The organism is Brevundimonas halotolerans (genome assembly GCF_003730275.1).
GTDB lineage: Bacteria > Pseudomonadota > Alphaproteobacteria > Caulobacterales > Caulobacteraceae > Brevundimonas > Brevundimonas halotolerans.
This window is the reverse complement of record NZ_QTTA01000021.1, coordinates 80,043-102,964: the sequence shown is the minus strand read 5'-3', so window position 1 is coordinate 102,964 and position 22,922 is coordinate 80,043. Positions and strand designations below refer to the sequence as shown.

The 22,922-nt window shown below is 67.3% G+C and carries 22 protein-coding genes; 17 read left to right on the top strand and 5 right to left on the bottom strand.

All coding sequences use genetic code 11. The annotated features are described in order from the left end of the window. Positions 1–14 precede the first annotated feature (14 nt). From EG854_RS11070 to EG854_RS11040, 7 genes are all read left to right on the top strand, one after another. On the top strand, positions 15–1,547 hold the full coding sequence (locus tag EG854_RS11070) for a spinster family MFS transporter (RefSeq protein WP_123288183.1): 1,533 nt from the start codon (positions 15–17) through the stop codon (positions 1,545–1,547). Positions 1,548–1,644: 97 nt separating this feature from the next. After that, complete coding sequence (gene sucC, locus EG854_RS11065) at positions 1,645–2,835, top strand: ADP-forming succinate--CoA ligase subunit beta (RefSeq protein WP_123288182.1); 1,191 nt, start codon at positions 1,645–1,647, stop codon at positions 2,833–2,835. Positions 2,836–2,874: 39 nt separating this feature from the next. After that, positions 2,875–3,477: a hypothetical protein gene (locus EG854_RS11060; protein WP_123288181.1), complete on the top strand. Its 603-nt coding sequence runs from the start codon at positions 2,875–2,877 to the stop codon at positions 3,475–3,477. Between the two features lie 66 nt (positions 3,478–3,543). Beyond that, positions 3,544–4,446 (top strand): succinate--CoA ligase subunit alpha, encoded by a 903-nt coding sequence (gene sucD, locus EG854_RS11055; protein WP_123288180.1) that lies wholly within the window; start codon positions 3,544–3,546, stop codon positions 4,444–4,446. 151 nt (positions 4,447–4,597) lie between these two features. Beyond that, positions 4,598–7,624 (top strand): 2-oxoglutarate dehydrogenase E1 component, encoded by a 3,027-nt coding sequence (locus EG854_RS11050; RefSeq protein ID WP_123288179.1) that lies wholly within the window; start codon positions 4,598–4,600, stop codon positions 7,622–7,624. A gap of 28 nt (positions 7,625–7,652) precedes the next feature. Continuing rightward, positions 7,653–9,155 (top strand): 2-oxoglutarate dehydrogenase complex dihydrolipoyllysine-residue succinyltransferase, encoded by a 1,503-nt coding sequence (gene odhB, locus EG854_RS11045; RefSeq protein WP_123288178.1) that lies wholly within the window; start codon positions 7,653–7,655, stop codon positions 9,153–9,155. Positions 9,156–9,179: 24 nt separating this feature from the next. Further along, on the top strand, positions 9,180–9,599 hold the full coding sequence (locus EG854_RS11040; RefSeq protein WP_123288177.1) for a hypothetical protein: 420 nt from the start codon (positions 9,180–9,182) through the stop codon (positions 9,597–9,599). Here the strand turns inward: EG854_RS11040 and EG854_RS11035 are convergent. Then, the gene (locus tag EG854_RS11035) at positions 9,596–10,825 is read right to left on the bottom strand and encodes a CaiB/BaiF CoA transferase family protein (protein ID WP_123288176.1); all 1,230 of its coding nucleotides are present in this window, start codon (positions 10,823–10,825) and stop codon (positions 9,596–9,598) included. The genes EG854_RS11040 and EG854_RS11035 overlap by 4 nt on opposite strands. A gap of 74 nt (positions 10,826–10,899) precedes the next feature. Further along, the gene (locus EG854_RS11030; protein WP_123288175.1) at positions 10,900–11,166 is read right to left on the bottom strand and encodes a DUF6356 family protein; all 267 of its coding nucleotides are present in this window, start codon (positions 11,164–11,166) and stop codon (positions 10,900–10,902) included. Between the two features lie 127 nt (positions 11,167–11,293). On the opposite strand from EG854_RS11030, the gene EG854_RS11025 reads away from it, so the two are divergent. The 5 genes from EG854_RS11025 to EG854_RS11005 all read left to right on the top strand — a co-directional run bounded on the left by EG854_RS11025 (position 11,294) and on the right by EG854_RS11005 (position 16,946). Further along, the gene (locus EG854_RS11025) at positions 11,294–12,481 is read left to right on the top strand and encodes an acyl-CoA dehydrogenase (RefSeq protein WP_123288174.1); all 1,188 of its coding nucleotides are present in this window, start codon (positions 11,294–11,296) and stop codon (positions 12,479–12,481) included. A 103-nt stretch (positions 12,482–12,584) separates the two neighbouring features. Beyond that, positions 12,585–13,406: a response regulator transcription factor gene (locus tag EG854_RS11020; RefSeq protein WP_123288173.1), complete on the top strand. Its 822-nt coding sequence runs from the start codon at positions 12,585–12,587 to the stop codon at positions 13,404–13,406. Positions 13,407–13,412: 6 nt separating this feature from the next. After that, positions 13,413–14,867 carry a HAMP domain-containing sensor histidine kinase gene (locus EG854_RS11015; RefSeq protein WP_123288172.1) on the top strand — a complete coding sequence of 485 codons (1,455 nt, stop codon included), beginning with the start codon at positions 13,413–13,415 and terminating at the stop codon, positions 14,865–14,867. A gap of 31 nt (positions 14,868–14,898) precedes the next feature. After that, on the top strand, positions 14,899–16,239 hold the full coding sequence (locus tag EG854_RS11010; protein ID WP_123288220.1) for a trypsin-like peptidase domain-containing protein: 1,341 nt from the start codon (positions 14,899–14,901) through the stop codon (positions 16,237–16,239). A 362-nt stretch (positions 16,240–16,601) separates the two neighbouring features. Further along, positions 16,602–16,946 (top strand): DUF2794 domain-containing protein, encoded by a 345-nt coding sequence (locus EG854_RS11005; protein ID WP_123288171.1) that lies wholly within the window; start codon positions 16,602–16,604, stop codon positions 16,944–16,946. Between the two features lie 114 nt (positions 16,947–17,060). Here the strand turns inward: EG854_RS11005 and EG854_RS11000 are convergent, their stop codons facing one another. Beyond that, the gene (locus EG854_RS11000; protein ID WP_123288170.1) at positions 17,061–17,804 is read right to left on the bottom strand and encodes a Bax inhibitor-1/YccA family protein; all 744 of its coding nucleotides are present in this window, start codon (positions 17,802–17,804) and stop codon (positions 17,061–17,063) included. A 127-nt stretch (positions 17,805–17,931) separates the two neighbouring features. On the opposite strand from EG854_RS11000, the gene thpR reads away from it, so the two are divergent. The 4 genes from thpR to mmcB all read left to right on the top strand — a co-directional run bounded on the left by thpR (position 17,932) and on the right by mmcB (position 20,132). Continuing rightward, the gene (thpR, locus tag EG854_RS10995) at positions 17,932–18,471 is read left to right on the top strand and encodes an RNA 2',3'-cyclic phosphodiesterase (protein WP_123288169.1); all 540 of its coding nucleotides are present in this window, start codon (positions 17,932–17,934) and stop codon (positions 18,469–18,471) included. Beyond that, a complete protein-coding gene (locus EG854_RS10990; protein ID WP_123288168.1) occupies positions 18,468–19,034 on the top strand; it encodes a GNAT family N-acetyltransferase in 567 nt (188 codons plus the stop codon). The genes thpR and EG854_RS10990 overlap by 4 nt, the downstream gene beginning before the upstream one ends. Positions 19,035–19,101: 67 nt before the next feature. Next, positions 19,102–19,632 (top strand): lipocalin family protein, encoded by a 531-nt coding sequence (locus EG854_RS10985; RefSeq protein ID WP_123288167.1) that lies wholly within the window; start codon positions 19,102–19,104, stop codon positions 19,630–19,632. 44 nt (positions 19,633–19,676) lie between these two features. Further along, positions 19,677–20,132 (top strand): DNA repair putative endonuclease MmcB, encoded by a 456-nt coding sequence (gene mmcB, locus EG854_RS10980; protein WP_123288166.1) that lies wholly within the window; start codon positions 19,677–19,679, stop codon positions 20,130–20,132. Here mmcB and EG854_RS10975 read toward each other — a convergent pair. Both EG854_RS10975 and EG854_RS10970 read right to left on the bottom strand, forming a co-directional pair. Then, complete coding sequence (locus EG854_RS10975) at positions 20,129–20,683, bottom strand: ActR/PrrA/RegA family redox response regulator transcription factor (protein ID WP_123288219.1); 555 nt, start codon at positions 20,681–20,683, stop codon at positions 20,129–20,131. The genes mmcB and EG854_RS10975 overlap by 4 nt on opposite strands. Before the next feature lie 45 nt (positions 20,684–20,728). After that, positions 20,729–22,207 (bottom strand): ActS/PrrB/RegB family redox-sensitive histidine kinase, encoded by a 1,479-nt coding sequence (locus EG854_RS10970; RefSeq protein ID WP_241153233.1) that lies wholly within the window; start codon positions 22,205–22,207, stop codon positions 20,729–20,731. Between the two features lie 71 nt (positions 22,208–22,278). Here EG854_RS10970 and EG854_RS10965 point away from each other — a divergent pair, with 71 nt between their 5' ends. Then, positions 22,279–22,917, top strand: a complete 639-nt coding sequence (locus EG854_RS10965) for an SCO family protein (protein WP_123288165.1) — start codon at positions 22,279–22,281, stop codon at positions 22,915–22,917. Positions 22,918–22,922: the final 5 nt, after the last annotated feature.

Sequence of the window (22,922 nt, the reverse complement as noted above, 5' to 3'; positions counted from 1 at the left end):
CAGGGGGAACCGTCATGACTGAAGCCACCACGCCCGGCGCTGAGAAGCCTGCCAGCCCGGGCTATCGCTTCTACGTTCTGGCGATCCTGATCTTCGTCTACATGCTGAACTTTCTGGACCGGCAGATCATCGGCATTCTGGCCGCGCCCCTGAAGGAAGAGTTTGGCCTGACCGACAGCCAGTTCGGCCTGCTGGGCGGCATCGCCTTTGCCTCGGTCTATTCCACCCTCGCCATTCCCCTGGCCTGGCTCGCCGATCGCTATAGCCGGGTCTGGATTATGACCGGCGCGCTGACGGTCTGGTCCGGGTTTACCGCCCTGTGCGGGGTGGCGGGGTCCTATGGTCAGCTGTTTCTGTATCGCATGGGTGTGGGCGTCGGAGAGGCTGGCGGAGTCGCCCCCGCCTATTCGCTCGTCGCGGACTATTTCCCGCCACACCAGCGCGCGCGGGCCCTGGCCGGCTTCGCCTTCGGCATTCCCCTGGGTACGGCGGCCGGCACCTTGGTCGGCGGTCTTCTGGCGGCGGAATACGGCTGGCGAACCGCCTTCATCGTGGTCGGCCTGCTCGGTCTGCTGGTCGCGCCGGTTCTGCGCCTGACGGTCAAGGACCCGAAGCGCGGCGCGACGGATGTGCCGCGTCCGGTCAATCCGGCGGCCCCGGCCGATGCCGCCGCCGTGTCCTCTCACCCGCCTGCCGCCTCGTCGGCGGTCGGACGCACGGCCTCGCTCATCATGCTGGGGCTCGGCGCCGGTCTGATGGCGCTCGCGGCCCTCAATCATTTCGGCCTGATCGCCCTCGGCAACGCCATGGTGCTCGGTTTTGCCGCTCTGCTGGCGCTGGTGATCGGCATCTCCCTGATGATCGCGCGGTCCACGGCCTCGATCGTCATCAAGAAGAAAAGCTTCTGGCTGCTGGCGTTGGGCGCGGCCTCCTCGTCCGTCTGCGGATACGGCGTGGCCGGATGGCTGCCCCTGTTCTTCATGCGCAGCTTTGACCTGACCCTGCGCGAGGTCAGCTGGTACTATTCGGGCATCGCCCTGATCGGCGGCACCCTGGGCATCTGGCTGGGCGGCATGATCGCCGACAAACTGGCCCATCGCGGTAAGGGCGCCTATCCGCTGGTGCCAGCCATTGCCTTTCTGATATCGGCCCCCTGTTTCATCCTGGCGATGAATTCCGACTGGCTGATCGCCCAGATCTTTGCTGACGGCGGCACGCGGGCCCAGTCGCTGATCGTGGCCTTCCTGATCTTCATCATCCCCACCGGCCTCAACCTCGCGTGGCTGGGACCGATCACGGCCTCCATCCAGAATCTGGTCGCGGCCCCGATGCGCTCGACCGCCTCGGCGCTGTTCCTGCTGATCAACAACCTGCTCGGCATTGCCGTGGGCTTCTATTATTTCGGCTGGATGAGCGATCTGCTGGCGCCGCAGTTCGGGGACGAAAGCCTGCGCTGGGCCATCTACACCGGCATGGGCTTCTATGTGCTGGCGGCCGTGCTGCTGATCGGTGCCTCGCGCACCCTCAGGAAGGACTGGATCGACTGATCCTTTGACACCTGACCCGGCTCCGCCTGTTGCGCCTGCGAACGGGCGGAGCCTATAAGCCTCGCACCCCTCCCTATCAGCGGACGCGACGGTTTCCATGAATATTCACGAGTATCAGGCCAAGCAGGTTCTGAAGGGCTTTGGCGCGCCGGTCGCGGCGGGCGTGGCCATCACTTCGGCGGACGAGGCCGAGGCCGCCGCCCGGTCGCTGCCCGGTCCGCTCTATGTCGTGAAGTCCCAGATCCACGCCGGTGGCCGGGGCAAGGGCAAGTTCAAGGAACTGGGCGCTGACGCGAAGGGCGGCGTCCGTCTGGCCAAATCGGTCGAGGAGGCTGTGGCCCACGCCCGCGAAATGCTGGGCAACACCCTGGTCACCGCCCAGACCGGCGACGCCGGCAAACAGGTCAACCGCCTCTATATCGAGGATGGCGCCGATATCGACCGCGAGCTCTATTGTTCGCTGCTGGTCGATCGTCAGCACGGCCGCGTCGCTTTCGTCGTCTCGACCGAGGGCGGCATGGACATCGAGGCCGTCGCCCACGACACGCCCGAAAAGATCCAGACCATCGTCATCGACCCCGAGGCCGGCGTCACCGACGCGGATGTCGCGACACTCAACGGGGCGCTGAAGCTGGACGGCGCGGCGGCCGAGGACGGCAAGACCCTGTTCCCGATCCTCTACAAGGCCTTCCTCGACACCGACATGTCGATGCTGGAAATCAACCCGCTGATCGTCATGGAAAACGGCCGCCTGCGCGTGCTGGACGCCAAGGTCAGCTTTGACGGCAACGCCCTGTTCCGCCACCCGGACATCCTGGCCCTGCGCGACGAGACCGAGGAAGACCCCAAGGAGATCGAGGCCTCGAAATGGGACCTCGCCTATGTGGCGCTCGACGGCAACATCGGCTGCATGGTCAATGGCGCCGGTCTGGCCATGGCGACCATGGACATCATCAAACTGTATGGCAAAGAGCCCGCCAACTTCTGTGACGTCGGCGGCGGCGCCTCCAAGGAAAAGGTCGCGGCGGCCTTCAAGATCATCACCGCCGACCCGCGCGTCGAGGGCATTCTGGTCAACATCTTCGGCGGCATCATGCGCTGTGACGTGATCGCCGAGGGCGTGGTCGCCGCCGTGAAAGAGGTGGGCCTCAAGGTGCCGCTGGTCGTCCGCCTCGAGGGCACCAATGTCGATGAAGGCAAGAAGATCCTCAACGAATCCGGCCTCGCCATCACCGCCGCCGACGACCTCGACGACGCGGCGCAGAAGATTGTCGCAGCGGTCGGCTAGTCCAGACGTTCATCCGAAACCAAGCCTTCAGGAATGACCATGTCCGCCCTTCGCTATCTGAAACCCCTCGCCGTCGCGGCAGCAGTCACGCTGGCTCCCGCCGTGGCCCAGGCCCAGGCGGCGGATCCGCATCTGGCCCTCTTCCAGTCGACCTGTGTCGCGACCGACGGTCAGGCGTCCGCCGCCATGGCCAAGCTGGACGCCGCCGGCTGGGATGTGCTGCCGCCGGAAATGCTGGGTCCCGATGCCCCCTTCGAAAATATGCAAGCCCGTATGCTGTTCGCGGGCGAGGGCATCCAGATCGCCATGACTGGCGACATGACCGATGGCCTCGGCACCCTCACCGACGGGGGTGAGCTCTATATGGCCGTCTGTGCCGTGGGCGTGATGCCCGGCGACTATGCCGACATCGACGGGGCCGTCGCCGACTGGCTGGACATGACCCCCAATGCCGAGATGAGCGAGTCCGGCCTGAACGGCTATCCCTACACGATCGAGAACGGCCGCAAGGTCGCCATTGCGTCGGACCTGGGCGAGGACGCCCTGCTCGAACTGGCGGCGGGCGATGACATGCGCATCGTCATGACCGGCGATTCCGACGGAGTCATCATGATCATGTATATGCGGCCCCAGCCCCGCTAGGTCGCCAACCGTTTCCTCCCCGAACCCTTGCTCGCCGCCCTCGCGGCCACTGAACCCAGGTCCTCCATGTCCATTCTCGTCAACAAAGACACCCGCGTCCTCGTCCAGGGCCTGACCGGCAAGACCGGCACCTTCCATACCGAACAGGCGCTGCGCTATTTCGGCACGAAGATGGTCGGCGGGGTTCACCCGAAGAAGGGCGGCGAGATCTGGCACGGGTCCGAGGGCGAGAGCCTGCCGATCTATGCCTCGGTGGCCGAGGGTCGTGACGCGACCGGTGCCGATGCCAGTGTCATCTATGTGCCGCCGGCCGGGGCTGCCGACGCCATCATCGAGGCCATCGAGGCCGAAGTCCCCTTCATCGTCTGCATCACCGAAGGTATCCCGGTCGCCGACATGGTGCGGGTCAAGGCGCGCCTCGACCGGTCGAATTCGCGCCTGCTGGGCCCCAACTGCCCCGGCATCATGACCCCCGAAGAGTGCAAGATCGGCATCATGCCGGGCTCCATCTTCAAGAAGGGCTCGGTCGGCATCGTCTCGCGCTCTGGCACCCTGACCTATGAGGCCGTTTTCCAGACCACCAATGAAGGTCTGGGCCAGACGACGGCTGTCGGCATCGGCGGCGACCCGGTCAAGGGCACGGAGTTCATCGACGTGCTGGAGATGTTCCTCGCGGACGATGCGACCGAATCGATCGTCATGATCGGCGAGATCGGCGGCGCGGCCGAGGAAGACGCCGCCCAGTTCCTGATCGATGAGGCAAAGAAGGGCCGCAAGAAGCCCATGGTCGGCTTCATCGCCGGCCGGACTGCGCCCAAGGGCCGCACCATGGGCCACGCCGGCGCCGTCGTCTCGGGCGGCAAGGGCGATGCGGAGTCCAAGATCGCCGCCATGGAGGCCGCAGGCATTACGGTTTCGCCGTCTCCTGCCCGCCTCGGCACCACCCTGACCCAGGTCCTGAAGGGCTGAAGCGGAGCCATATCGGGAAATTTCTGGCCGTCGGACGAAATTTCCCGGGATTTTGCCGCCTTTCGGTCATGACCCGTCGGCGAACCGTGCGTATATGTCCCGTCACCGACAGAGCGTGCCGCTCTGCGGCCAAGGGATTGCGACGAACACGATGGCGGATGATGCCGGTCGGCTGAACCAGGTCTTTGCCGAGACCAGCTTTCTCTACGGGGCGAACGCCGCCTTTATCGAGGACCTTCACGCCCGCTGGGCCGATGACCCCGGCTCGGTGTCGGCCGAATGGCGGTCGTTCTTTGACCAGCTGCGCGACAGTGCCGCGACGGTAAAGGCCTCGGCCGAAGCCGGTGCCTGGGGCCGCAAGGGCGCGGGCGAACCGTCGGAAGAGACCGGCGTGTTCGACGGCCGCTGGCCCGAATCGAAACCTGCGGGCAAGCCGGGCAAGGCCGCGCCGGCGGCGGCTCCCGCGCCCGCCGCAGCGTCGACCGCCACCCCCGAGGCCGTACGCGCCGCCGCCCACGATTCGATCCGCGCCCTGATGCTGATCCGCAGCTACCGCGTGCGCGGCCATCTTCAGGCCACGCTGGACCCGCTGGGTATGGAGCCGCCGGTCCAGAACCCCGAGCTGACGCCCGAGTTCTATGGCTTCAGCGAGAGCGATCTCGACAAGCCGATCTTCCTCGACGGCGTGCTGGGTCTCGAGACCGGCACCCTGCGCGAGGTTCTGGCGATCCTGAAGCGCACCTACTGCGGCCACATCGGCATCCAGTACATGCACATCGCCGAGCCGGAGGAGAAATCCTGGCTGCAGGCGCGCATCGAGGGCCCTGACAAGTATGAGGAAAACGCCTTCACCCGCGAGGGCAAGCTGGCCATCCTCAACAAGCTGATCGAGGCCGAGACCTTCGAACGCTTCCTGCACAAGCGCTTCCCCGGCACCAAGCGCTTCGGTCTGGACGGTGGCGAGGCCATGGTCCCGGCGCTGGAGCAGGTGATCAAGCGCGGCGGCAATCTGGGCGTCGACGAAATCGTGCTGGGCATGGCCCACCGCGGTCGCCTGAACGTCCTGTCGGCGGTGATGGGCAAGCCCTATCGCGCCATCTTCCACGAATTCCAGGGCGGGTCGTCGGTCCCGTCCGACATCGAGGGCTCGGGCGACGTCAAATATCACATGGGGGCCAGCTCGGACCGGTCGTTCGACGACAACACCGTCCACCTGTCGCTGACCGCCAACCCCAGTCACCTGGAAATCGTCAATCCGGTGGTACTGGGCAAGGCCCGCGCCAAACAGGCTTTCGACATCCGCGAGGCCAATGCCGGCAAGCCCGAGGCCGAATGGGCTCTGGACCGCACCAAGGTCATGCCCCTGCTGATCCACGGCGATGCGGCCTTTGCCGGACAGGGCGTCGTGGCCGAATGTTTCGCCCTGATGGGGCTGAAGGGCTACCGCACCGGCGGCACCATCCATTTCGTCGTCAACAACCAGATCGGCTTCACCACCAGCCCGCGGAACAGCCGCAGCTCGCCCTATCCGTCGGATGTAGCCCTGATGGTCCAGGCGCCGATTTTCCACGTGAATGGCGATGACCCGGAAGCGGTCGTCTTCGCCGCCAAGGTGGCCACCGAATTCCGCCAGAAGTTCCACAAGGATGTGGTGGTGGACATGTTCTGCTACCGCCGCTTCGGCCACAATGAAGGCGACGATCCGACCTTCACCCAGCCGCTGATGTACTCGAAAATCCGGGCCCAGAAGTCGGCGCGCGAACTGTATGCCGAGCGCCTGATCGGCGAGGGCGTCATCACGGCGGACGAAGTCGAGGCCGAGGTCGCCCGTTTCGAGGAATTCCTCGATGCCGAGTTCGACGCCGGCAAGACCTTCAAGGCGGAAAAAGCCGACTGGCTGGACGGCCAGTGGCACGGCATCGGCAAACCCGAGGGCGACGAGCTGCGCGGCGAAACCGCAGTGCCCGAAGCCCGCCTGCGCGAGATCGGCGCCCGTCTGACCACCGCCCCCAACAGCATCGATGTGCACAAGACCCTGCGCCGGGTTCTGGACGGTCGTCGCCAGATGATCGAGTCGGGTCAGGATCTGGACTGGTCCACGGCTGAAAGCCTCGCCTTCGGCACTCTGCTGGACGAGGGCTTCCCCGTCCGCCTGTCGGGTCAGGATTCGGTGCGCGGCACCTTCAGCCAGCGTCACTCCGGCATCATTGATCAGACTACGGAAGAACGCTTCGTCCCGCTGAACAATCTGCGCGACGGCCAGGCCCATTTCGAGGTGATCGACTCGGCCCTCTCGGAAGAGGCGGTGCTGGGCTTCGAATACGGCTATGCCCTCAGCGATCCCAATACGCTGGTGATGTGGGAGGCCCAGTTCGGCGACTTCGTCAACGGCGCCCAGGTGGTCATCGACCAGTTCATCAGCTCGGGCGAACGCAAATGGCTGCGCATGTGCGGCCTGACCATGCTGTTGCCGCACGGCTATGAAGGTCAGGGTCCGGAGCATTCCTCCGCCCGCCTCGAACGCTTCCTGCAGGCCTGCGCCGAAGAGAATATGCAGGTCGCAAACTGCACCACCCCGGCCAACTATTTCCACATCCTGCGCCGCCAGATGCACCGGCCGTTCAGGAAGCCGCTGATCCTGATGACGCCCAAGTCACTGCTGCGTCACAAGAAGGCGGTCTCGACGCTTGCCGATCTGGCCGAGGGTTCATCCTTCCACCGCGTGCTGCACGACGACGCCCAGACCCGGCCCGAAGTGGCGGGTATGACGCTCAAGCCCGACGCCGACATCCGCCGCGTCGTCCTGTGCTCGGGCAAGGTCTATTACGACCTGCTGGAAGCGCGCGAGGCCGCCTTCAAGGACGGCAAGCCGGTTGACGACATCTACATTCTGCGGCTGGAGCAATTCTATCCCTGGCCGATGAAGTCGCTGATGACCGAACTCGCCCGCTTCCCCGGCGCCGAACTGGTCTGGTGCCAGGAAGAGCCCAAGAACATGGGCGGCTGGACCTTTGTCGATCCGTGGCTTGAACTGACGCTCGACAAGCTCGATGTGAAGGCGAAGCGCGCCCGCTATGTGGGTCGCCCCGCCTCGGCCTCGACGGCGGCCGGCCTGATGAGCCGTCACAAGGCCGAGCTCGACGCCTTCCTTGCCGACGCCCTCGCCACCCCGAACTGACCCCTGCTTATCCGGAACCGGAACTGACATGGCTGATATCCTGACCCCCGCCCTTGGTGAATCCGTCGCCGAAGCCACCATTGCGAAGTGGACGAAAAAGGTCGGCGACCCGGTCAAGCGCGATGAGCTGCTGGTCGAGCTGGAAACCGACAAGGTCTCGCTCGAGGTCGTCTCGCCGGCCGACGGCACGCTCGGCGAAATCGCCTTTGCCGAGGGCGACACCGTCACGCCCGGTGCCGTGCTGGGCAAGGTGACCGAGGGCGCTGCCGCCCCCGCCGGAGAGACGGCCCCCAAGGCCGACGAAGCCAAGGTCGCCGCGGCCCCGAAGGGCGACGGAGACGCCTCGGTCCCCGTTCAGGTGCCGACCATGGGCGAAAGCGTCGCCGAGGGCTCGGTCGGAACCTGGCAGAAGAAGTCGGGCGACCGGGTGGCCAAGGATGAGCTGCTGGTCGAGATCGAGACCGACAAGGTCGCTGTCGAAATCAGCGCCCCGGCCGATGGCGTCCTGACCATTTCGGCCGAGGCCGGCTCGACCGTCACCCCCGGTCAGGTGATTGGCCATATCGCCGCCTCGGGCGAGGCTGCTGCCGCAGCCCCCAAGGCTGAGGCCGCCCCGGCCAAGGCCGCTTCGGGCTCGGACGACCCGCATCTGTCGCCCGCCGTCCAGCGCGTGGTGGCCGAGAACAACCTTGATCCCAAGTCCATCCAGGCCACCGGGCCCAAGGGCAATATCACCAAGGCTGATGCGCTGAAGGCCGCCGCCCAGCCGCAGGCTCCGGCTGCCGCGGCTCCGGCCAAGGCCGCGCCTGCGGCTCCGCCGCGCGCCGACCAGCCGCGCGAGGAGCGGGTCAAGATGACCCGCCTGCGCCAGACCATCGCCCGCAGGCTCAAGGAATCGCAGAACACCGCCGCCCAGCTGACCACCTTCAACGAGGTGGACATGTCGGCGATCATGGCCCTGCGCAATCGCTACAAGGACGCCTTCGAAAAGCACCACGGCATCAAGCTGGGCTTCATGAGCTTCTTCGTGAAGGCGACGATCGCGGCGCTCAAGGAACTGCCGGCCGTCAATGCCGAGATCGACGGCACCGACATCATCTACAAGAACCACTATGACATCGGCGTCGCCGTCGGCACCGAAAAGGGTCTGGTCGTGCCGGTCCTGCGCGATGCCGACGTCCTGTCCCTGGCGGGCATCGAAAAGGGCATCGGTGATCTGGGCCGCGCCGCCCGCGACGGCGACCTGACGCTGGACCAGCTCCAGGGGGGCACCTTCACCATCACCAATGGCGGCGTCTATGGCTCGCTGATGTCGACGCCGATCCTCAACATGCCCCAGGCGGGCATTCTGGGCATGCACAACATCGTCCAGCGCCCGGTCGCCATCGACGGCAAGGTCGAGATCCGCCCGATGATGTATCTGGCGCTCAGCTATGACCACCGCATCGTCGACGGCAAGGAAGCCGTGACCTTCCTCGTCCGGATCAAGGAACACCTCGAGGATCCGCAACGCTTCCTGCTGGATCTGTAGGGGGCACAATTTCGGAGGGGCGGGATGGCTGAGGAGTTTGAAGTTGCCCGCTTTATGACGGTGGCCGAGGCGGAATTGCTCGCCGCCCTGCTGCGTCGACACGGCATCCGGGCCTGGCTTCCCGATCGCGACATGGCCACCATGCTGCCCCATGCGCAGATGGCCATCGGCGGGATCCGGGTTGTCGCCTATGCGGAGCAGATCGATGCGGCCCGCGACATTGCCCGCCGCGCGCGCGCGGGCGAATTTGCGACGCCGGACGATTTTGACGATTGGCAGGAAGACGCCATTCCCGGCCGCATCGGGGAACTGGACGAGGCGGACATTCATGGGACGGTGGGATCTCCGTCGCTGAAATGGTGGGGTGTTGGCCTTGTCGCCGGGGCTACTCTGATTGCCTGGATGCTGGGCTACACCAATGATCTCAGAGAGTTCATACCCTAGCCTTCTCCCAGAACCTCATCCGTATGCTCCCCCAGTGCGGGGGGCGGGCGATCATAGGCCACGGGCGTGGCCGACATGCGGATCGGACTGGCGACGGTGCGGATGGGCGCCGACAGATCGGCGCGGGTCTGCTGGACCTCCAGCCCGCGATGCTTCGCCTGCGGTTCGGCGAACACCTGATCGACTGTATTGACCGGACCGCACGGAACACCGGCGGCCTCCAGCGCCGCCATCAACCCCTTCATGTCATGTCCGGCCGTCAGGGCCGACAGCTCGGCCGACAGGGTCGCGCGGTTCTCGATCCGCACGGCATTAGTGTCATAGCGGGGGTCGGTGCCCATGCCGGGCGCACCCAGGGCGCTGCACAGGGCGCGGAACTGTCCGTCGTTGCCGACCGCGATCACGACCATTCCATCCGTACACGGAAAGGGCTGGTAGGGTGACAGGTTCGGGTGGGCATTGCCCATGCGCGTGGGGGCGGTGCCCGAGACAAAATAGTTGGTTGCCTGATTGGCCAGCATGGCGGCCTGCACATCGAACAGGGCGATGTCGATCTGCTGGCCTTCGCCGGTCGCCCGCGCATGCCAGAGCGCAGCCAGAATGGCGTTCGAGGCATAGAGACCGGTGAACAGGTCCGCGACCGCCACCCCGACCTTCATCGGCTCGGCCCCCGGCGCCCCATCGGGCTGGCCGGTCACACTCATCAGCCCGCCCATGGCCTGGATCATGTAGTCATAGCCGGCGCGGTGGGCGTCGGGCCCGTCCTGACCGAATCCGGTGATCGAGCAATAGACCAGCCTGGGATTGATCGCCTTCAGCGACGGCCAGTCCAGCCCGTATTTCTTCAGACCGCCCGTCTTGAAATTCTCGACCACGACATCGCAGGTCGCGGCCAGTTTGCGGACGGCCTCGGCCCCCTCGGGCGTGGCAATGTCGACCGCCACCGACTTCTTGCCCCGGTTGGCGCACAGGAAGTAGGCCGCATCCCCGCGCGACCCGTCGGTCTTCGTGGTGAAGGGCGGGCCCCACAGGCGGGTGTCGTCGCCTGTGCCGGGCCGCTCGATCTTGATCACCTCGGCGCCCAGATCGGCCAAAGTCTGCGTCGCCCACGGCCCGGCCAATACGCGGCTGAGGTCAAGGACGCGAACGCCCGCCAGAGGACCTTTCGGAGTGGCGGGTGGCGAGTGGCGAGTGGCGAGGCCATCCCGGGTGTGGTCGTCGGTCATCGCGCCGCGTCCGGTCGCGCCATCAGCCCTCCGCTACTTTCACTCGCCACTCGCCACTCGCCACTCATCACTGTCTACAGCCCCGGATCCCACACACCCGCCTCGCGCATGCGGCACTCGCGCGCCTCGCGGGCGCGGCTGTCCATCTCATCGGCCATGCAGCAGACCTCGCGCGAGACCGTGGCCTTGCACAGGCCGGGCACCAGCGAATGCAGGAAGGCCGCCCCCGCCAGCTTCAGCAGGCGAAATCCGAACCGCGACGAGGCGGCCATATGTTCGAAATAGCCCTCGTCCACCTCGCGCGGGTGGGCGACGAACAGACGGTGAAACAGACGGCTCATGGCGCGGATCATAGCCGCAGTCTGCGCGGCCCTCTACCCGTCCGGCGCGTTCTGGCCTAAACCCCGGCGGCAGGGGCAGAAAAAGAGGTCCGATCAGCGACCCGCCCGCAGATTCAGGAGCGCCTCCATGGCCGACGGCACCCCCCCGACCCGCACCTTCCGCTGGGATGACCCGCTGGATATGGACAATCGCCTGACCGACGACGAGGGCATGATCCGCGACGCCGCCCGCTCCTATGCCCGCGAGCAGCTGTTGCCGCGCGTCGTCGCCGCCTTCCGCGACGAGACCTTCGACCGGTCGATCATGACCGAGATGGGCGAGATGGGCTTCCTCGGCGCCATGCTGCCCGAGGAATACGGCGGCTCGAACGCCTCCCACGTCGCCTATGGCCTGATCGCGCGCGAGATCGAGGCCGTCGACAGCGGCTATCGCTCGGCCATGTCGGTCCAGTCGTCGCTGGCCATGTACCCCATCTATGCCTTTGGCTCGGACGAGCAGAAGTCCCGCTTCCTGCCCCGCATGGCGGCCGGCGAATGGATCGGCTGTTTCGGCCTGACCGAGGCCGACGGCGGCTCGGACCCGGCCTCGATGAAGACCCGCGCCGAGGCCGTGCCCAATGGCTACAAGCTGAACGGCGCCAAATACTGGATCACCAACTCGCCGATCTCGGACCTGGCGGTGGTCTGGGCCAAGCTGGACGGCGAGATCCGCGGCTTCATCGTCGAGCGCGACTTCGACGGCTTCACCACCGACAAGATCGGCGACAAGCTGTCGCTGCGCGCCTCCATCACCGGCGACATCGGCCTGAACGACGTCTTCGTGCCCGAGGCCAATATCCTGCCGGGCGTGAAAGGCCTGCGCGGCCCGTTCTCCTGTTTGAACAAGGCTCGCTACGGCATCGCCTGGGGCGCCATGGGGGCCGCCGAGTTCTGCTTCCACGCCACCCGCGACTATGTCGGCGAGCGCATGCTGTTCGGCCGGCCGCTGTCCTCGCGCCAGCTGGTCCAGAAGAAGCTGGCCGACATGCAGACCGAGATCTTCCTCGGCCTGGAAGGCGCGCTGGCGCTGGGCCGCCTGCTCGATACCGGCGCCTGGGTGCCCGAGGCCATCTCGATGATGAAGCGCAACAACTGCGGCAAGGCCCTGGCCATCGCCCGCGAGGCCCGCGACATGCACGGCGGCGCCGGGATCACCGGCGAGATGCACGTCATGCGCCACGCCATGAACCTCGAGACGGTCAACACCTATGAAGGCGCCCACGACGTCCACGCTCTCATCCTTGGCCGTGCCATCACCGGCCAGAGCGCGTTCTAGACCCGCACGTCAGGAAGTATCAGGCGCGCGGACCGGTTGATCGGCCGAACATTGTCTTTCCGGGACAGGGGCCTATCCTCTGAACGAGTGGGGAGACGGGGCTATGGACGAGGCGAACCAGACGGATGCGGCGGCGGGCGAGGCCCCCTTCGCCCAGCTGGCCGAGGTGTTCAGCGGCTGCACCGCCCTGTTGCTCGAGGACGAACCGGCCCTGTCCGAACATGTCGCCAGCCGTCTGATACGGGCGGGCTTTGCGCGGGTCGACCGGGTCGAGTCGGGCGAGGCGGCGCTCGAAGCCACTGCCGACACCCCCTATGACGTGCTGATCCTCGACCGGCTCACGGCAGGTCTGGACGGTCTGGAAACGCTGAAGCGCATCCGGGCAGGCAAAAGCCCCTCGGCCGACGCCCCGGCCCTGATGCTGACCGCGCTCGGCGCCGAGCGGCAGAAGGTCGAGGGCCTGTTGGGCGGGGCCGACGACTATCTGTCCAAGCCCGTGGGCGACGAGGAGTTGCTTGCCCGGATCGCGGCCCAGCTGCGCCGGTCGGGTCGCCGCGCCAAGCCGAACGGCGGCGATGTCACCAATGGTCCCTTCATCCTGTCGCCCGGCGCCCGCACCCTGCAGATCCAGAGCGAGGACGGCGCGCTCCGCTCCATCGAACTGTCACCGCTCGAATTTGCCATCGTCTGTGAACTGATGACCGCGCACGGCCAGCCGGTGACCAAGACCATGCTGTGGGACCGCTGCTGGGTGGAATGGAATTTCCTGCCCGACAATTTCGTCAACATCATCGATGCCCGGATCAGTGCCCTGCGGCGTCGGCTCAAGGACCAATGCCCCGAGGTCCCCGACGCCATGCACCCGCTGATCGTCTCGGCGCGCAGCCAGAGCCTGGTGTTCCGCGACCTCGACGGCGTGGGCTGAGGCAGCGTGACCGGCCCCCTGTCCGGCCTGCGCGGGTGGCTGTCGGGGCGAACCTCGGCCCAGATGTCGGTCGCCGTGGCCGTGCTGGCGGCGCTGGCCCTGTCCGGCTCGGTGGTCATCACGGGTCAGGCCGTGCGCGCGGATCAGCGCCAGAAGGCAGCCCTTGTGGCGCTCGCCGACTATGCCGCCATGGTCGACAAGCTGGGGGTCCAGGCCTGGGTGGGGGCCGATCAGGTGACCGAGGCCGACGCGGCCTATTTCTCGGCCTGGCTGACCGCCTTCCAGTCCGGTCCGGTCCAGGAAGACCGCACGCTGGAAGAGGTCTGCCGCACCGGGCGCGGCGGGGCCGGGGTGCGTTTTATCCGGGCTCCCAGCGGCAAGCCCGCCGGTCTGGCCGCGCTGGAGGACGCGAAAACCCGCCGCCTGAATAGTCTGGGCGACGACGTCTATGTCGCGGGCCTGCCGGCCGGCACTCTCTGCCCCCGCCGCGATGTCGAGGTGGTGGTGGTCAAGCGCCAGGCGGGCGCGCTCGAGATCATTGTCGGTCGCGTCGTCGACCGCTCGGGCGAGGCCTGGGGCCGGGCGGTCCTGATCGTCGGCCTCAGCGGCCTGCTGATCCTGATCTCGGGCCTGATGGCGGCGGTCTTTGCCCGGCACCGGCTGGGTCTGGCCCTGGGCGAGGTCAGCGCCTCGCTGGACCGGGCGGCCATGGGCGATTTCTCGCGCCGCCCGCCGGTCGATGACATCGCGCCCGAGCTTCGCCCGCTCAGCGTCCGGGTCAACGCCACCCTCGACCGGCTGGAAGAGTTGCTGGGCTGGCTGCGCGATTCCTCGGACCAGCTGGCCCATGATTTCCGCACCCCCCTGGCCCGGGCCACCGCGCGACTGGAAAGACTGGAGGAAGCCGACACGCCCGAGGAGCGCGCCCGGCTGGCCCGCCTCGCCGGCGACGACCTCCGGCATTTGACCCGGGCCATGAACGAGACGCTGGCGCTCAGGGACGGTTCGGCCTGGGTGTTCGAACGGGTGCAACTGGACGAGCTGGTGACGGCGACGGCAGAGCTCTACGAGCCGCTGGCCGACACAAAGGGCGTGCGTCTGGTGGTCGAGGTCGAGCCGGCCTCGGTGCTCGGCGTCCGGACCCTGCTACAGCGGGCCCTGACCAATCTGGTCGACAATGCCGTGAAGTTCTCGCCTGAGGGCGGCGTCGTGACGCTGCGGGCGAACCCGACCGCCACCGGGGTCGAGGTCTCCATCGCCGATCAGGGTCCCGGCATGGATCCCGCGCGGGCCCGGGGTGCGGTCGAGAACGCAGCCGAAGAAGACCCAGCCCCCAACGGCATCGAAAGCCACGGCATGGGGCTGCCGTTTGTGCGCGCCGTGGTGCGCCGCCACGGCGGCGTCCTGACGATCGATGATGCCGTGCCGGGGGCCATCGTCACGGCGCGTTTCTCGCGCTAAGACGGAGGGGCGAATGGATAAGGGGAATGCGATGCGTCGGTCTGTCCTGCTGAAACTGTCGGTCGCAGCCGTGCTGGTCACCGGCATGGCCAGCGTCCCGGCGGCCGCCTGGGCCCAGGCCACGCCCCTGCCCTATGACGAGGCCCGAGGCGTCTTCAGCTTCGCCGAGGGGCTAGAGCGCACCCTGCCTGCGGTCGTTCAGGTGACCACCCTGGGCCAGTCCAGCGGCCCTCGTTCCGAGGATACCGAGGCCCAGCCCGTCTCGACCGGATCGGGTGTGATCATCGATGCCGGTCAAGGCATCATCGTCACCAACAACCATGTGATCGAGGGCGGGTCGAAATTCACCGTCGACCTGGCCGACGGTCGCCTCTTCGATGCGGTCCTGATCGGCACGGACAAGGCCACCGACATCGCCGTGCTGCGGATCGAGGGCACGGGCCTTGCCCAGGTCGAGGTGGCGGATTCCGACACCCTGCGCACCGGCGATCTGGCCTTTGCCGTCGGCTATCCCCTGGGCCTCGACCAGACCCTGACCATGGGCGTCATCTCGGGCCTCAACCGCTCGGGCCTCGGCGATGCGGTCGAGGACTATATCCAGACGGACGCCGCCGTGAACTCGGGCAATTCCGGGGGGCCGCTGCTCGACAGCCGGGGACGGCTGATCGGCATCAACACCTCTATCCTGTCAGGCGGCGGGGGCGGCAATGACGGCATTGCCTTCGCCGTGCCGACCCGCATCATGCTCTACGTCGTCGGGCAGATCCGCGAGAACGGTCAGGTCCGTCGTGGCAGCACGGGCGCCCTGCTCAGCTCGCTCAACGCGACCTCGGCCCGCGACCTCGGTCTGAACATCGTGCGCGGCGCTGTGGTGCGCGATGTCGCCCCCGGCTCACCTGCCGAGGCGGCGGGCCTGCGCCCCGATGATGTGATCGTCCGGGTCCAGTCGCGTCCCGTGGCCAATGCCGGCTCCGTGCTCGCCACCGTCGGTGTCGCCGCTCCGGGTAGCCAGCTGGAAGTCGTCTATCTGCGCGACGGCGTCGAACAGCGCACCACTGTGGTCGTCGAAATGTCCGAGGCTGGGGGCATTGCGCTGGGGCGTGAGGCCCTGACGGCCTATGGCGCCGGCTTCCGCGAGGCCCGCACGGGCGAACGTGGCGGTCAGGATCATCGCCTGGTGGTCGAGGTGGTCGAGGGCGGCACACCGACGGCCGTCGCCGGTCTGGTGGCGGGCGATCTGGTCGTGTCGGTCAATGGCCGCGACGCCTCCAGCCTTCAGGCCCTGGCCACGGCTCTGGGTACCGATCGGCGCCCGATCCGGCTGCGCGTGTATCGCGCGGGTGAGACCGTCGACCTGACGCTCAATCCCTGATTTTCTGGTGGGGTAAGGCTGGCGGGGACCGGGTTACGGCCCCCGCCAACGCAAACGCCCGTCCCGGCCTGGGGGGGAGGGGGATGGCCGGAACGGGCGATGCTCGCTTGGAGGAAGCGTCGGCCCACTGAAACCCTTGGGGGGAGGAACCCGGGGGGCTGGGGGGGCTGTTCAGGATCCAGGATCGCTCCGGGCTCCAGCGGGCCGATGGGTCTTTCTCTCTCTGCAAGGCGGCGGGCGAAGGACCAAATGGGGGCGTTTTCGTGACCTCGTCATTTTTTCCCATAGTCATGGTTTCCGGGTCGCGCAGGGGTGATCCTGGCCCCTCTGGCCTTTGTCGCGGGGCGCGTTAGGATTCCCCCATGAGCAGTGCGTCACACGACAGTTCTGGGCCCGTCGCCGCAAAGGGACCGGTCTTCTTCGAGCGTCGTGAGCTGGACCAGCTGCTGCGGGTCTATGGGCGTCTGGTCGCGTCAGGTGACTGGCGCGACTACAGCCTGGTGGGCGGGGCCGATGTGGCCGAGTTCGCCGTCTATGCCCGCTCGGGCGATGCGCCCCTCTATCGAGTCGAGAAGCGCCCGGCCCTCCAGAGCCGACAGGGGCAGTGGGCCGTGATCGGTCAGGGCGGTCAGGTGCTGAAACGCGGGCGCGACCTGGCCCAGGTCCTGCGTGTCTTCGATGCTCGCCGGTTTCAGGTGGTCGACTGACCCCCATGAAACGGACCCCACGAAAAAGGCCCCGGCGTTTCCACCGGGGCCTCGGAAGTTCTCGCGCTCAAGCAGTGAGCGTCCGCGACGCGAACGTAGCGCTACTCAAAATTCCTATTCGCGACCGCCGAACAGGGCCAGCAGGAACTGGAACAGGTTCACGAAGTTGATGAACAGGCTCAGCGCGCCAAAGCCGGTGGCCACGGCCATCGCCGCCTGGTCACCGCCCAAGGCATAGTAGGTCATCTTCAGCCGCTGGGTGTCATAGGCGATCAGGGCCGAGAAGATCAGCACGCCGACCACACTGATGATCAGCGCCAGCATGCCGTTGCCCAGGAACATATTGACCACCATGGCGATCACCAGACCGATGACGCCCATGATCAGGAAGGTGCCCAGACCCGACAGGTCCTTCTTGGTCGTATAGCCGAACAGGCTCAGCGCACCGAAGGCGGCGGCCGTGATGAAGAAGGTCGAGGCGATCGAGCCGGAGGTGTAGATGAAGAACAGCACACCCATGCCCGCGCCGATGGTCGCGACCACGGCCCAGTACAGCAGGTTTACCCCGCCCGCCGTCGGGTTCTTCATGAAGAACATCGAGCCGAACAGCATCACCAGCGGCGAAAACTGCACGATCATGCCCAGCATGGTCAGGCTGACGCGGCCGTCGGCGCCTTGCGTGAACAGATACTGGCCAACCTCGGGCACGTTGCCGGTCAGATAGGCCAGCGCCCCGGCCACCACGAGGCCGAGCGCCAGCTTGTTATAGACCCCCAGCATGAAGGCGCGCAGGCCCGCGTCCATCGCCATGTCGGCGGTTCGCGGCAGGGGGCGCGCAGGGTTCCGGAATTCGTTCATTCGAGCGTGTCTCCCACGGGTCGTGCGGCACAGTCACCGCGTTTGGGATCAATATCGTCAGCCCGGCCCCGTCACGCAAGGGAAACCGGACTTGGAGTGCGGGGCGCCGCCCGCTACCAAGGGTCGCATGGTCCGCCTGTTCACCGCCCTCGCTGTGCCGCCTGACATCGCCGACACGCTGGTCCGGCGCCAGACCGGCCTGCCCGGCGCCGCCTGGCGCCCGCCGGAAGCCCTGCACATCACCCTCAGCTTTTACGGCGAAATGATGCTTCGTCAGGCCGATGATCTGGACGGCGAGCTGGTCCGGGCGGCCGGGCGCGGCCCGCTCAGCCTGTCGCTGGCGGGCGTCGGCGCCTTTGGCGACGGGCACAGGTCGCGGACCCTTTGGGCCGGCGTTGCTCCCGACGACCGCCTGACGGCGCTCGCCGCGCGCTGCGAGGCGGCGGGCCGTCGGGCGGGGCTCGATCCCCCGCGCCGAACCTATCATCCGCATGTGACCCTGGCCTATCTGAAGCCGACTGTGCGCGATGACCGGCTGGCGGCCTGGATACAGGGCCATAACCTGTTGCAATCGCCCCCCTTCCGGCTGGACCATTTCGGCCTCTATTCCAGTGTCACCGGCCCGAATGGCGGCACCTACAGCCTTGAACAGGAGTATCCGCTTTGACCCCCGCCGATACGGACGACGTCGCCCCCGGCCCGTGGATCGAAACCGCGCGCCTGATCCTGCGCCCGACCGCCCTGTCTGACTTTCCTCGCTGGGCCGAGATGATGGCCGATGAAGAGGCGGCCCGGTACATCGGCGGGGTCCAGCCGCGCGCCGTCGCCTGGCGCGGCATGATCAGCATGGCCGGGGCCTGGGCGTTGACCGGGGTGGCCATGTTCTCGGTGATCGAGCGAAATACCGGCCAGTGGCTGGGCCGGATCGGCCCCTGGTACCCTGAAGGCTGGCCGGGCCCCGAGGTCGGCTGGTCACTGCACCCGGATGCGCAGAGCAAGGGCTATGCGCTTGAGGCCGCCACCGCCACGATGGACTATGCCTTCGACATTCTGGGCTGGACCGAGGTCATTCACACGATCGACCCGGACAACCGGGCCTCCTGCATGCTGGCCGAGCGGCTGGGATCTTATAATCAGGGACGGACACGCCTCCCCGAGCCCTATCAGGATGCCGTTGTCGATCGCTGGGGCCAGACCCGCGAACAGTGGGCGGCCCGCGCTCAGGGCTAAGGAAGCAACCGAATCGGGATCCGGCGCGTAACTGCTCGGACCGATTTCACCGCCCAAGGAGCACCGGATGCATCTGTCCCGCCTGATCGCCGCCCCCATCGCGGTCGCCGCCATGGCCCTGTCGACCCCCGTCCTGGCCCAGGCCACCAATGTCAATCTCGACCGTTTCGACGGCCGCTGGTTCGAGGTCGTGCGCAATCCCAACAACGTGCAAAAGGACTGCAGCCGCGCCCAGATCGACTTCACGCCGCAGTCCCGCGCCGGCCGCTATTCCCTGTCGGTCGCCTGCACCCGCACGGCGGACGGCGAGGTCGAGGTCCTGCGCGCCAATGCCCGCGTCACCGACACGGCGACCAATGCGAAGTTCCGTTTCACCCTGACCGGCCTGCTCAGCTTCGGCGGTCTGGCGGGTCAGAACTACTGGGTCTGGGATCACGCCCCGGACTACAGCTGGGCCATCATGGGCCTGCCGGACAAGTCCAACTGGTGGATCTGGCACCGCAGTGCCAATCCGTCGGCCGCCGAGCGCAGCCGCCTCGTCGCCCGCGCCGGCCAGCTGGGCTTCAACACCAGCCGCACCGTGCACACGGGCCGGTAAACGCCCCGCTTGAATGCGGAACATAGGCGGAACATAGTGGCGGCATGTCCGCCACCCCGCTTCTCACGCTCAGCCTGTCGCCCGTCGACGGTCCCCGGCCCGAGACCACCCGCCGCATCACCCGGGGGGTGGCCCGGCTGATGGTGGACCTCGGCCATGCGCCGCTCGTCGAGGTGGCCCTGCCCAACGGACGCCGCGCCGACGTCATGGCGCTGGGTCCGCGCGGCGAGATCGTGATCTGCGAGGTCAAGTCCAGCCTTGAGGACTACCGCTGCGACCGGAAATGGGGCGACTATGCCCCCTTTTGCGACCGGTTTTATTTCGCGGTCTCGACCGGCTTTCCGCACACCGTCCTGCCGGACGAGGTCGGTCTGATCGTGGCCGACGATTTCGGCGGGGCCATCCTGCGCGATTCCGGGCCCCAGCCGCTGGCCCCGGCGCGCCGCAAGGCCCTGACCATCGCCTTCGCCCGTCTTGCGGCCTTCCGCAGACCCTTCTAGCGCGGCGCGCGCTTGGCCAGGATGCGCTGCAGGGTCCGCCGGTGCATGCCCAGCCGCCGGGCCGTCTCCGAGACATTGTGGTCGCACAGCTCATAGACGCGCTGGATATGCTCCCAGCGCACCCGGTCGGCGCTCATCGGATTGTCGGGCGGCTCGGGGGCATCGCCGGTCGCCAGCAGGGCCTTGACCACATCGTCGGCATCGGCGGGCTTCTGCAGATAGTCGACCGCCCCGGCCTTGACTGCCGCGACGGCCGTAGCGATGGCGCCATAGCCGGTCAGCATGATGATCCGGGCATCGTCGCGACGCTCTCGGATGGCCTCGACGATCTTCAGGCCATTGCCGTCCTCCAGCCGCATGTCCAGCACGGCAAAGGCGGGCACGCGCTCGCCCAGTGCGGTCTGGGCCTCGGCGATCGAGGCCGCCGTGGTCACTTCAAAGCCCCGCGATTCCAGCGCACGCCCCAGCCGGGTCCTCAGCGCATTGTCGTCATCCAGCACCAGCAGCGAGCGATCGTCCAGCCGGGTGATACGGGGGTCGGTGTCGGTCATCATCTGTCTCCAATGTCGATCACGTCGTTACGGGACCGCCCGCCGTCAAGATGCAGGCGCGCCCTGCGACACTTGGCCCGGCTCCAGCGCCTGCCGGGGCCAGCGCACCGCAACGCGGGCGCCGCGCAACCGTCCTTTGGCTCCACTGCCTGCCCCGACCGTCACCTTGCCGCCGGTCCGCTCCAGCAGGGTGCGAGCGATGAAGAAACCCAGCCCCATTCCCCCCTGGCTGGGCGAGACGGTTTCCGTCGGGGCCAGTGCCTTGCCCCGACCGGCCCGGCGGGCGGCACGGGGCACTGCGGCGGCGGCGATCTGGGCGGCCAGCGCCCGGCGCGCCTTGCCCTGCGGCCGGCTGGTGACATAGGGCTCGCCCAGCCGGGGAAGGATGTCGGGCGAAAAGCCCGGCCCGTCGTCGGCGATCTCGATCTCGATCCAGCCCGCATCGACCGAGGCCACCAGCCGCACCTGTCCGGTGGCAAAATCGGCGGCGTTCTCGACCAGGGTCGACAGGCCGTGGATCACCTCGGGCATCCGGCGGATGCGCGGCGCAGCGGATCCATCCGCCACCCGCACCGTAATCTCGAACTCCAGGTCAAAGCCCTTGTGCGGGGCCGCTACTTCTTCCAGCAGGGCCTTCAGCGCGATGTCGTCGTAAAGCGCATCCCCATCCTCGGGCCGTTGCGACAGCCGCTGCAGGATCAGCCGGCAGCGCTCGGCCTGTTCCAGGATCAGGGCCGCATCCTCGGCGGCGGCGGCATCTGCCGGAAAGGCCCGCTTCAACTCCTTGGCCACGATCTGGATGGTGGCCAGCGGTGTGCCCAGTTCATGAGCGGCGGCGGCGGCCAGTCCCCCCAGCGCGGCCAGCCGCTGTTCGCGCTGCAGCACATCCTGGGTGGTCGTCAGCGCCAGTTCCAGCTTTTCGGCATCGGCGGCCACCCGCCAGGCATAGGCGGCGGTGAAGACCACCCCGGTCACCAGCGCCAGCCCGATCCCGAACCGGTAGAGCGCCGGCAGGGCCAGCTCGGTCCCGGCCTGCCAGGGCAGGGGCATGGCCCAGAAGAACAGCCCCACCGTCGCCAGCAGCACCAGAAAGCCCAGCGCCAGCGCCTGACGCCCGGGCAGGGAGGCCGCCGCCACCGTCACCGGCGCCACCAGCAGCAGGCAGAACGGGTTCTGCAGCCCGCCGGTCAGTCCCAGCAGCAGGGTCAGCTGCAGGATGTCGAACCCCAGATGGGCCGCCGTCAGCCCGCCGTCCGCCAATGGCGGATCGGGCCGCTTTAACCGGCGCGTGGCGTGCAGATTCATGACCACACTGGCGGCGATCACCGTCAGGCACGACCACAGCGGCAGGTCGAAATGAAAGCCGGCGGTGGCCACGACAATGGTGGCGCTCTGACCGGCAATGGCCATCCAGCGCAGGATGATCAGCGTCCTCAGCGACAGGCCACGGCTCCGCCGGGGCAGGTTGCGCCAGCCTTTCAGCCCCGGGCCATGCGGCCCTTTATCCGCTTCAAACGTCTCCACATCCCCTCTATAGACCCGGGCCGAGACCCGGGGCGAGACGTCCCGACGCCGCAACCGTTCAGGAGCACCTCATGCCCCGCAAATCCGTGGTCATCTTTTCCGCCGCCTGCATCGGTATCGCCGCCGCTCTGGCGCTGGTGACCCTGATCGTCGTGCAGGGCCGGGGCGAGACGCGCGGGGGTACCGCCGGTCAGGCGATCGAGGCCGGCGTCGAGGGCCAACCGACCGCCGGTGGCCCCTTCACCCTGGTCAACCAGGACGGCGCAACCGTTGACCAGACCCTGCTGGACGGCAAATGGAGTCTGGTCTTCTTCGGCTTCACCTACTGCCCGGATTACTGCCCCACCACCCTGGCCTTCCTTCAGGCGCTGAAGACCGAACTGGGGCCCGAGGGTGAGTATCTGCAGATGATCTTCGTCTCGGTCGATCCGGCCCGCGACACGCCGCAGGCGCTGAAGGACTATCTGTCGTCCGACGGCTTTCCCGAGGGCGTCATCGGCCTGACCGGCACCCCGGAACAGGTGGCCGCCGCCGCCGATGCCTATGACGTCTTCTACAGCAGGTCCGGCGAGGGCGAGGCCTATACGATGAACCACTCCCTCGCCATCTGGCTGATGGGTCCGGACGGCAAGGCGCGCCAGACCCTCAACTATGAGCTGGGGCCGGAGACCGCCGCCGACATTTTTCGCCGCGTGAGGGCCCGGGGCTGATCGGG

Excerpts from the sequence above, each read along its gene's own strand:
- EG854_RS11070 (WP_123288183.1), top strand. The coding sequence starts at position 15 with ATGACTGAAGCCACCACGCCCGGCGCTGAGAAGCCTGCCAGCCCGGGC.
- sucC (WP_123288182.1), top strand. The coding sequence starts at position 1,645 with ATGAATATTCACGAGTATCAGGCCAAGCAGGTTCTGAAGGGCTTTGGC.
- EG854_RS11060 (WP_123288181.1), top strand. The coding sequence starts at position 2,875 with ATGTCCGCCCTTCGCTATCTGAAACCCCTCGCCGTCGCGGCAGCAGTC.
- sucD (WP_123288180.1), top strand. The coding sequence starts at position 3,544 with ATGTCCATTCTCGTCAACAAAGACACCCGCGTCCTCGTCCAGGGCCTG.
- EG854_RS11050 (WP_123288179.1), top strand. The coding sequence starts at position 4,598 with ATGGCGGATGATGCCGGTCGGCTGAACCAGGTCTTTGCCGAGACCAGC.
- odhB (WP_123288178.1), top strand. The coding sequence starts at position 7,653 with ATGGCTGATATCCTGACCCCCGCCCTTGGTGAATCCGTCGCCGAAGCC.
- EG854_RS11040 (WP_123288177.1), top strand. The coding sequence starts at position 9,180 with ATGGCTGAGGAGTTTGAAGTTGCCCGCTTTATGACGGTGGCCGAGGCG.
- EG854_RS11035 (WP_123288176.1), bottom strand. The coding sequence starts at position 10,825 with ATGACCGACGACCACACCCGGGATGGCCTCGCCACTCGCCACTCGCCA.
- EG854_RS11030 (WP_123288175.1), bottom strand. The coding sequence starts at position 11,166 with ATGAGCCGTCTGTTTCACCGTCTGTTCGTCGCCCACCCGCGCGAGGTG.
- EG854_RS11025 (WP_123288174.1), top strand. The coding sequence starts at position 11,294 with ATGGCCGACGGCACCCCCCCGACCCGCACCTTCCGCTGGGATGACCCG.
- EG854_RS11020 (WP_123288173.1), top strand. The coding sequence starts at position 12,585 with ATGGACGAGGCGAACCAGACGGATGCGGCGGCGGGCGAGGCCCCCTTC.
- EG854_RS11010 (WP_123288220.1), top strand. The coding sequence starts at position 14,899 with ATGCGTCGGTCTGTCCTGCTGAAACTGTCGGTCGCAGCCGTGCTGGTC.
- EG854_RS11005 (WP_123288171.1), top strand. The coding sequence starts at position 16,602 with ATGAGCAGTGCGTCACACGACAGTTCTGGGCCCGTCGCCGCAAAGGGA.
- EG854_RS11000 (WP_123288170.1), bottom strand. The coding sequence starts at position 17,804 with ATGAACGAATTCCGGAACCCTGCGCGCCCCCTGCCGCGAACCGCCGAC.
- thpR (WP_123288169.1), top strand. The coding sequence starts at position 17,932 with ATGGTCCGCCTGTTCACCGCCCTCGCTGTGCCGCCTGACATCGCCGAC.
- EG854_RS10985 (WP_123288167.1), top strand. The coding sequence starts at position 19,102 with ATGCATCTGTCCCGCCTGATCGCCGCCCCCATCGCGGTCGCCGCCATG.
- mmcB (WP_123288166.1), top strand. The coding sequence starts at position 19,677 with ATGTCCGCCACCCCGCTTCTCACGCTCAGCCTGTCGCCCGTCGACGGT.
- EG854_RS10975 (WP_123288219.1), bottom strand. The coding sequence starts at position 20,683 with ATGACCGACACCGACCCCCGTATCACCCGGCTGGACGATCGCTCGCTG.
- EG854_RS10965 (WP_123288165.1), top strand. The coding sequence starts at position 22,279 with ATGCCCCGCAAATCCGTGGTCATCTTTTCCGCCGCCTGCATCGGTATC.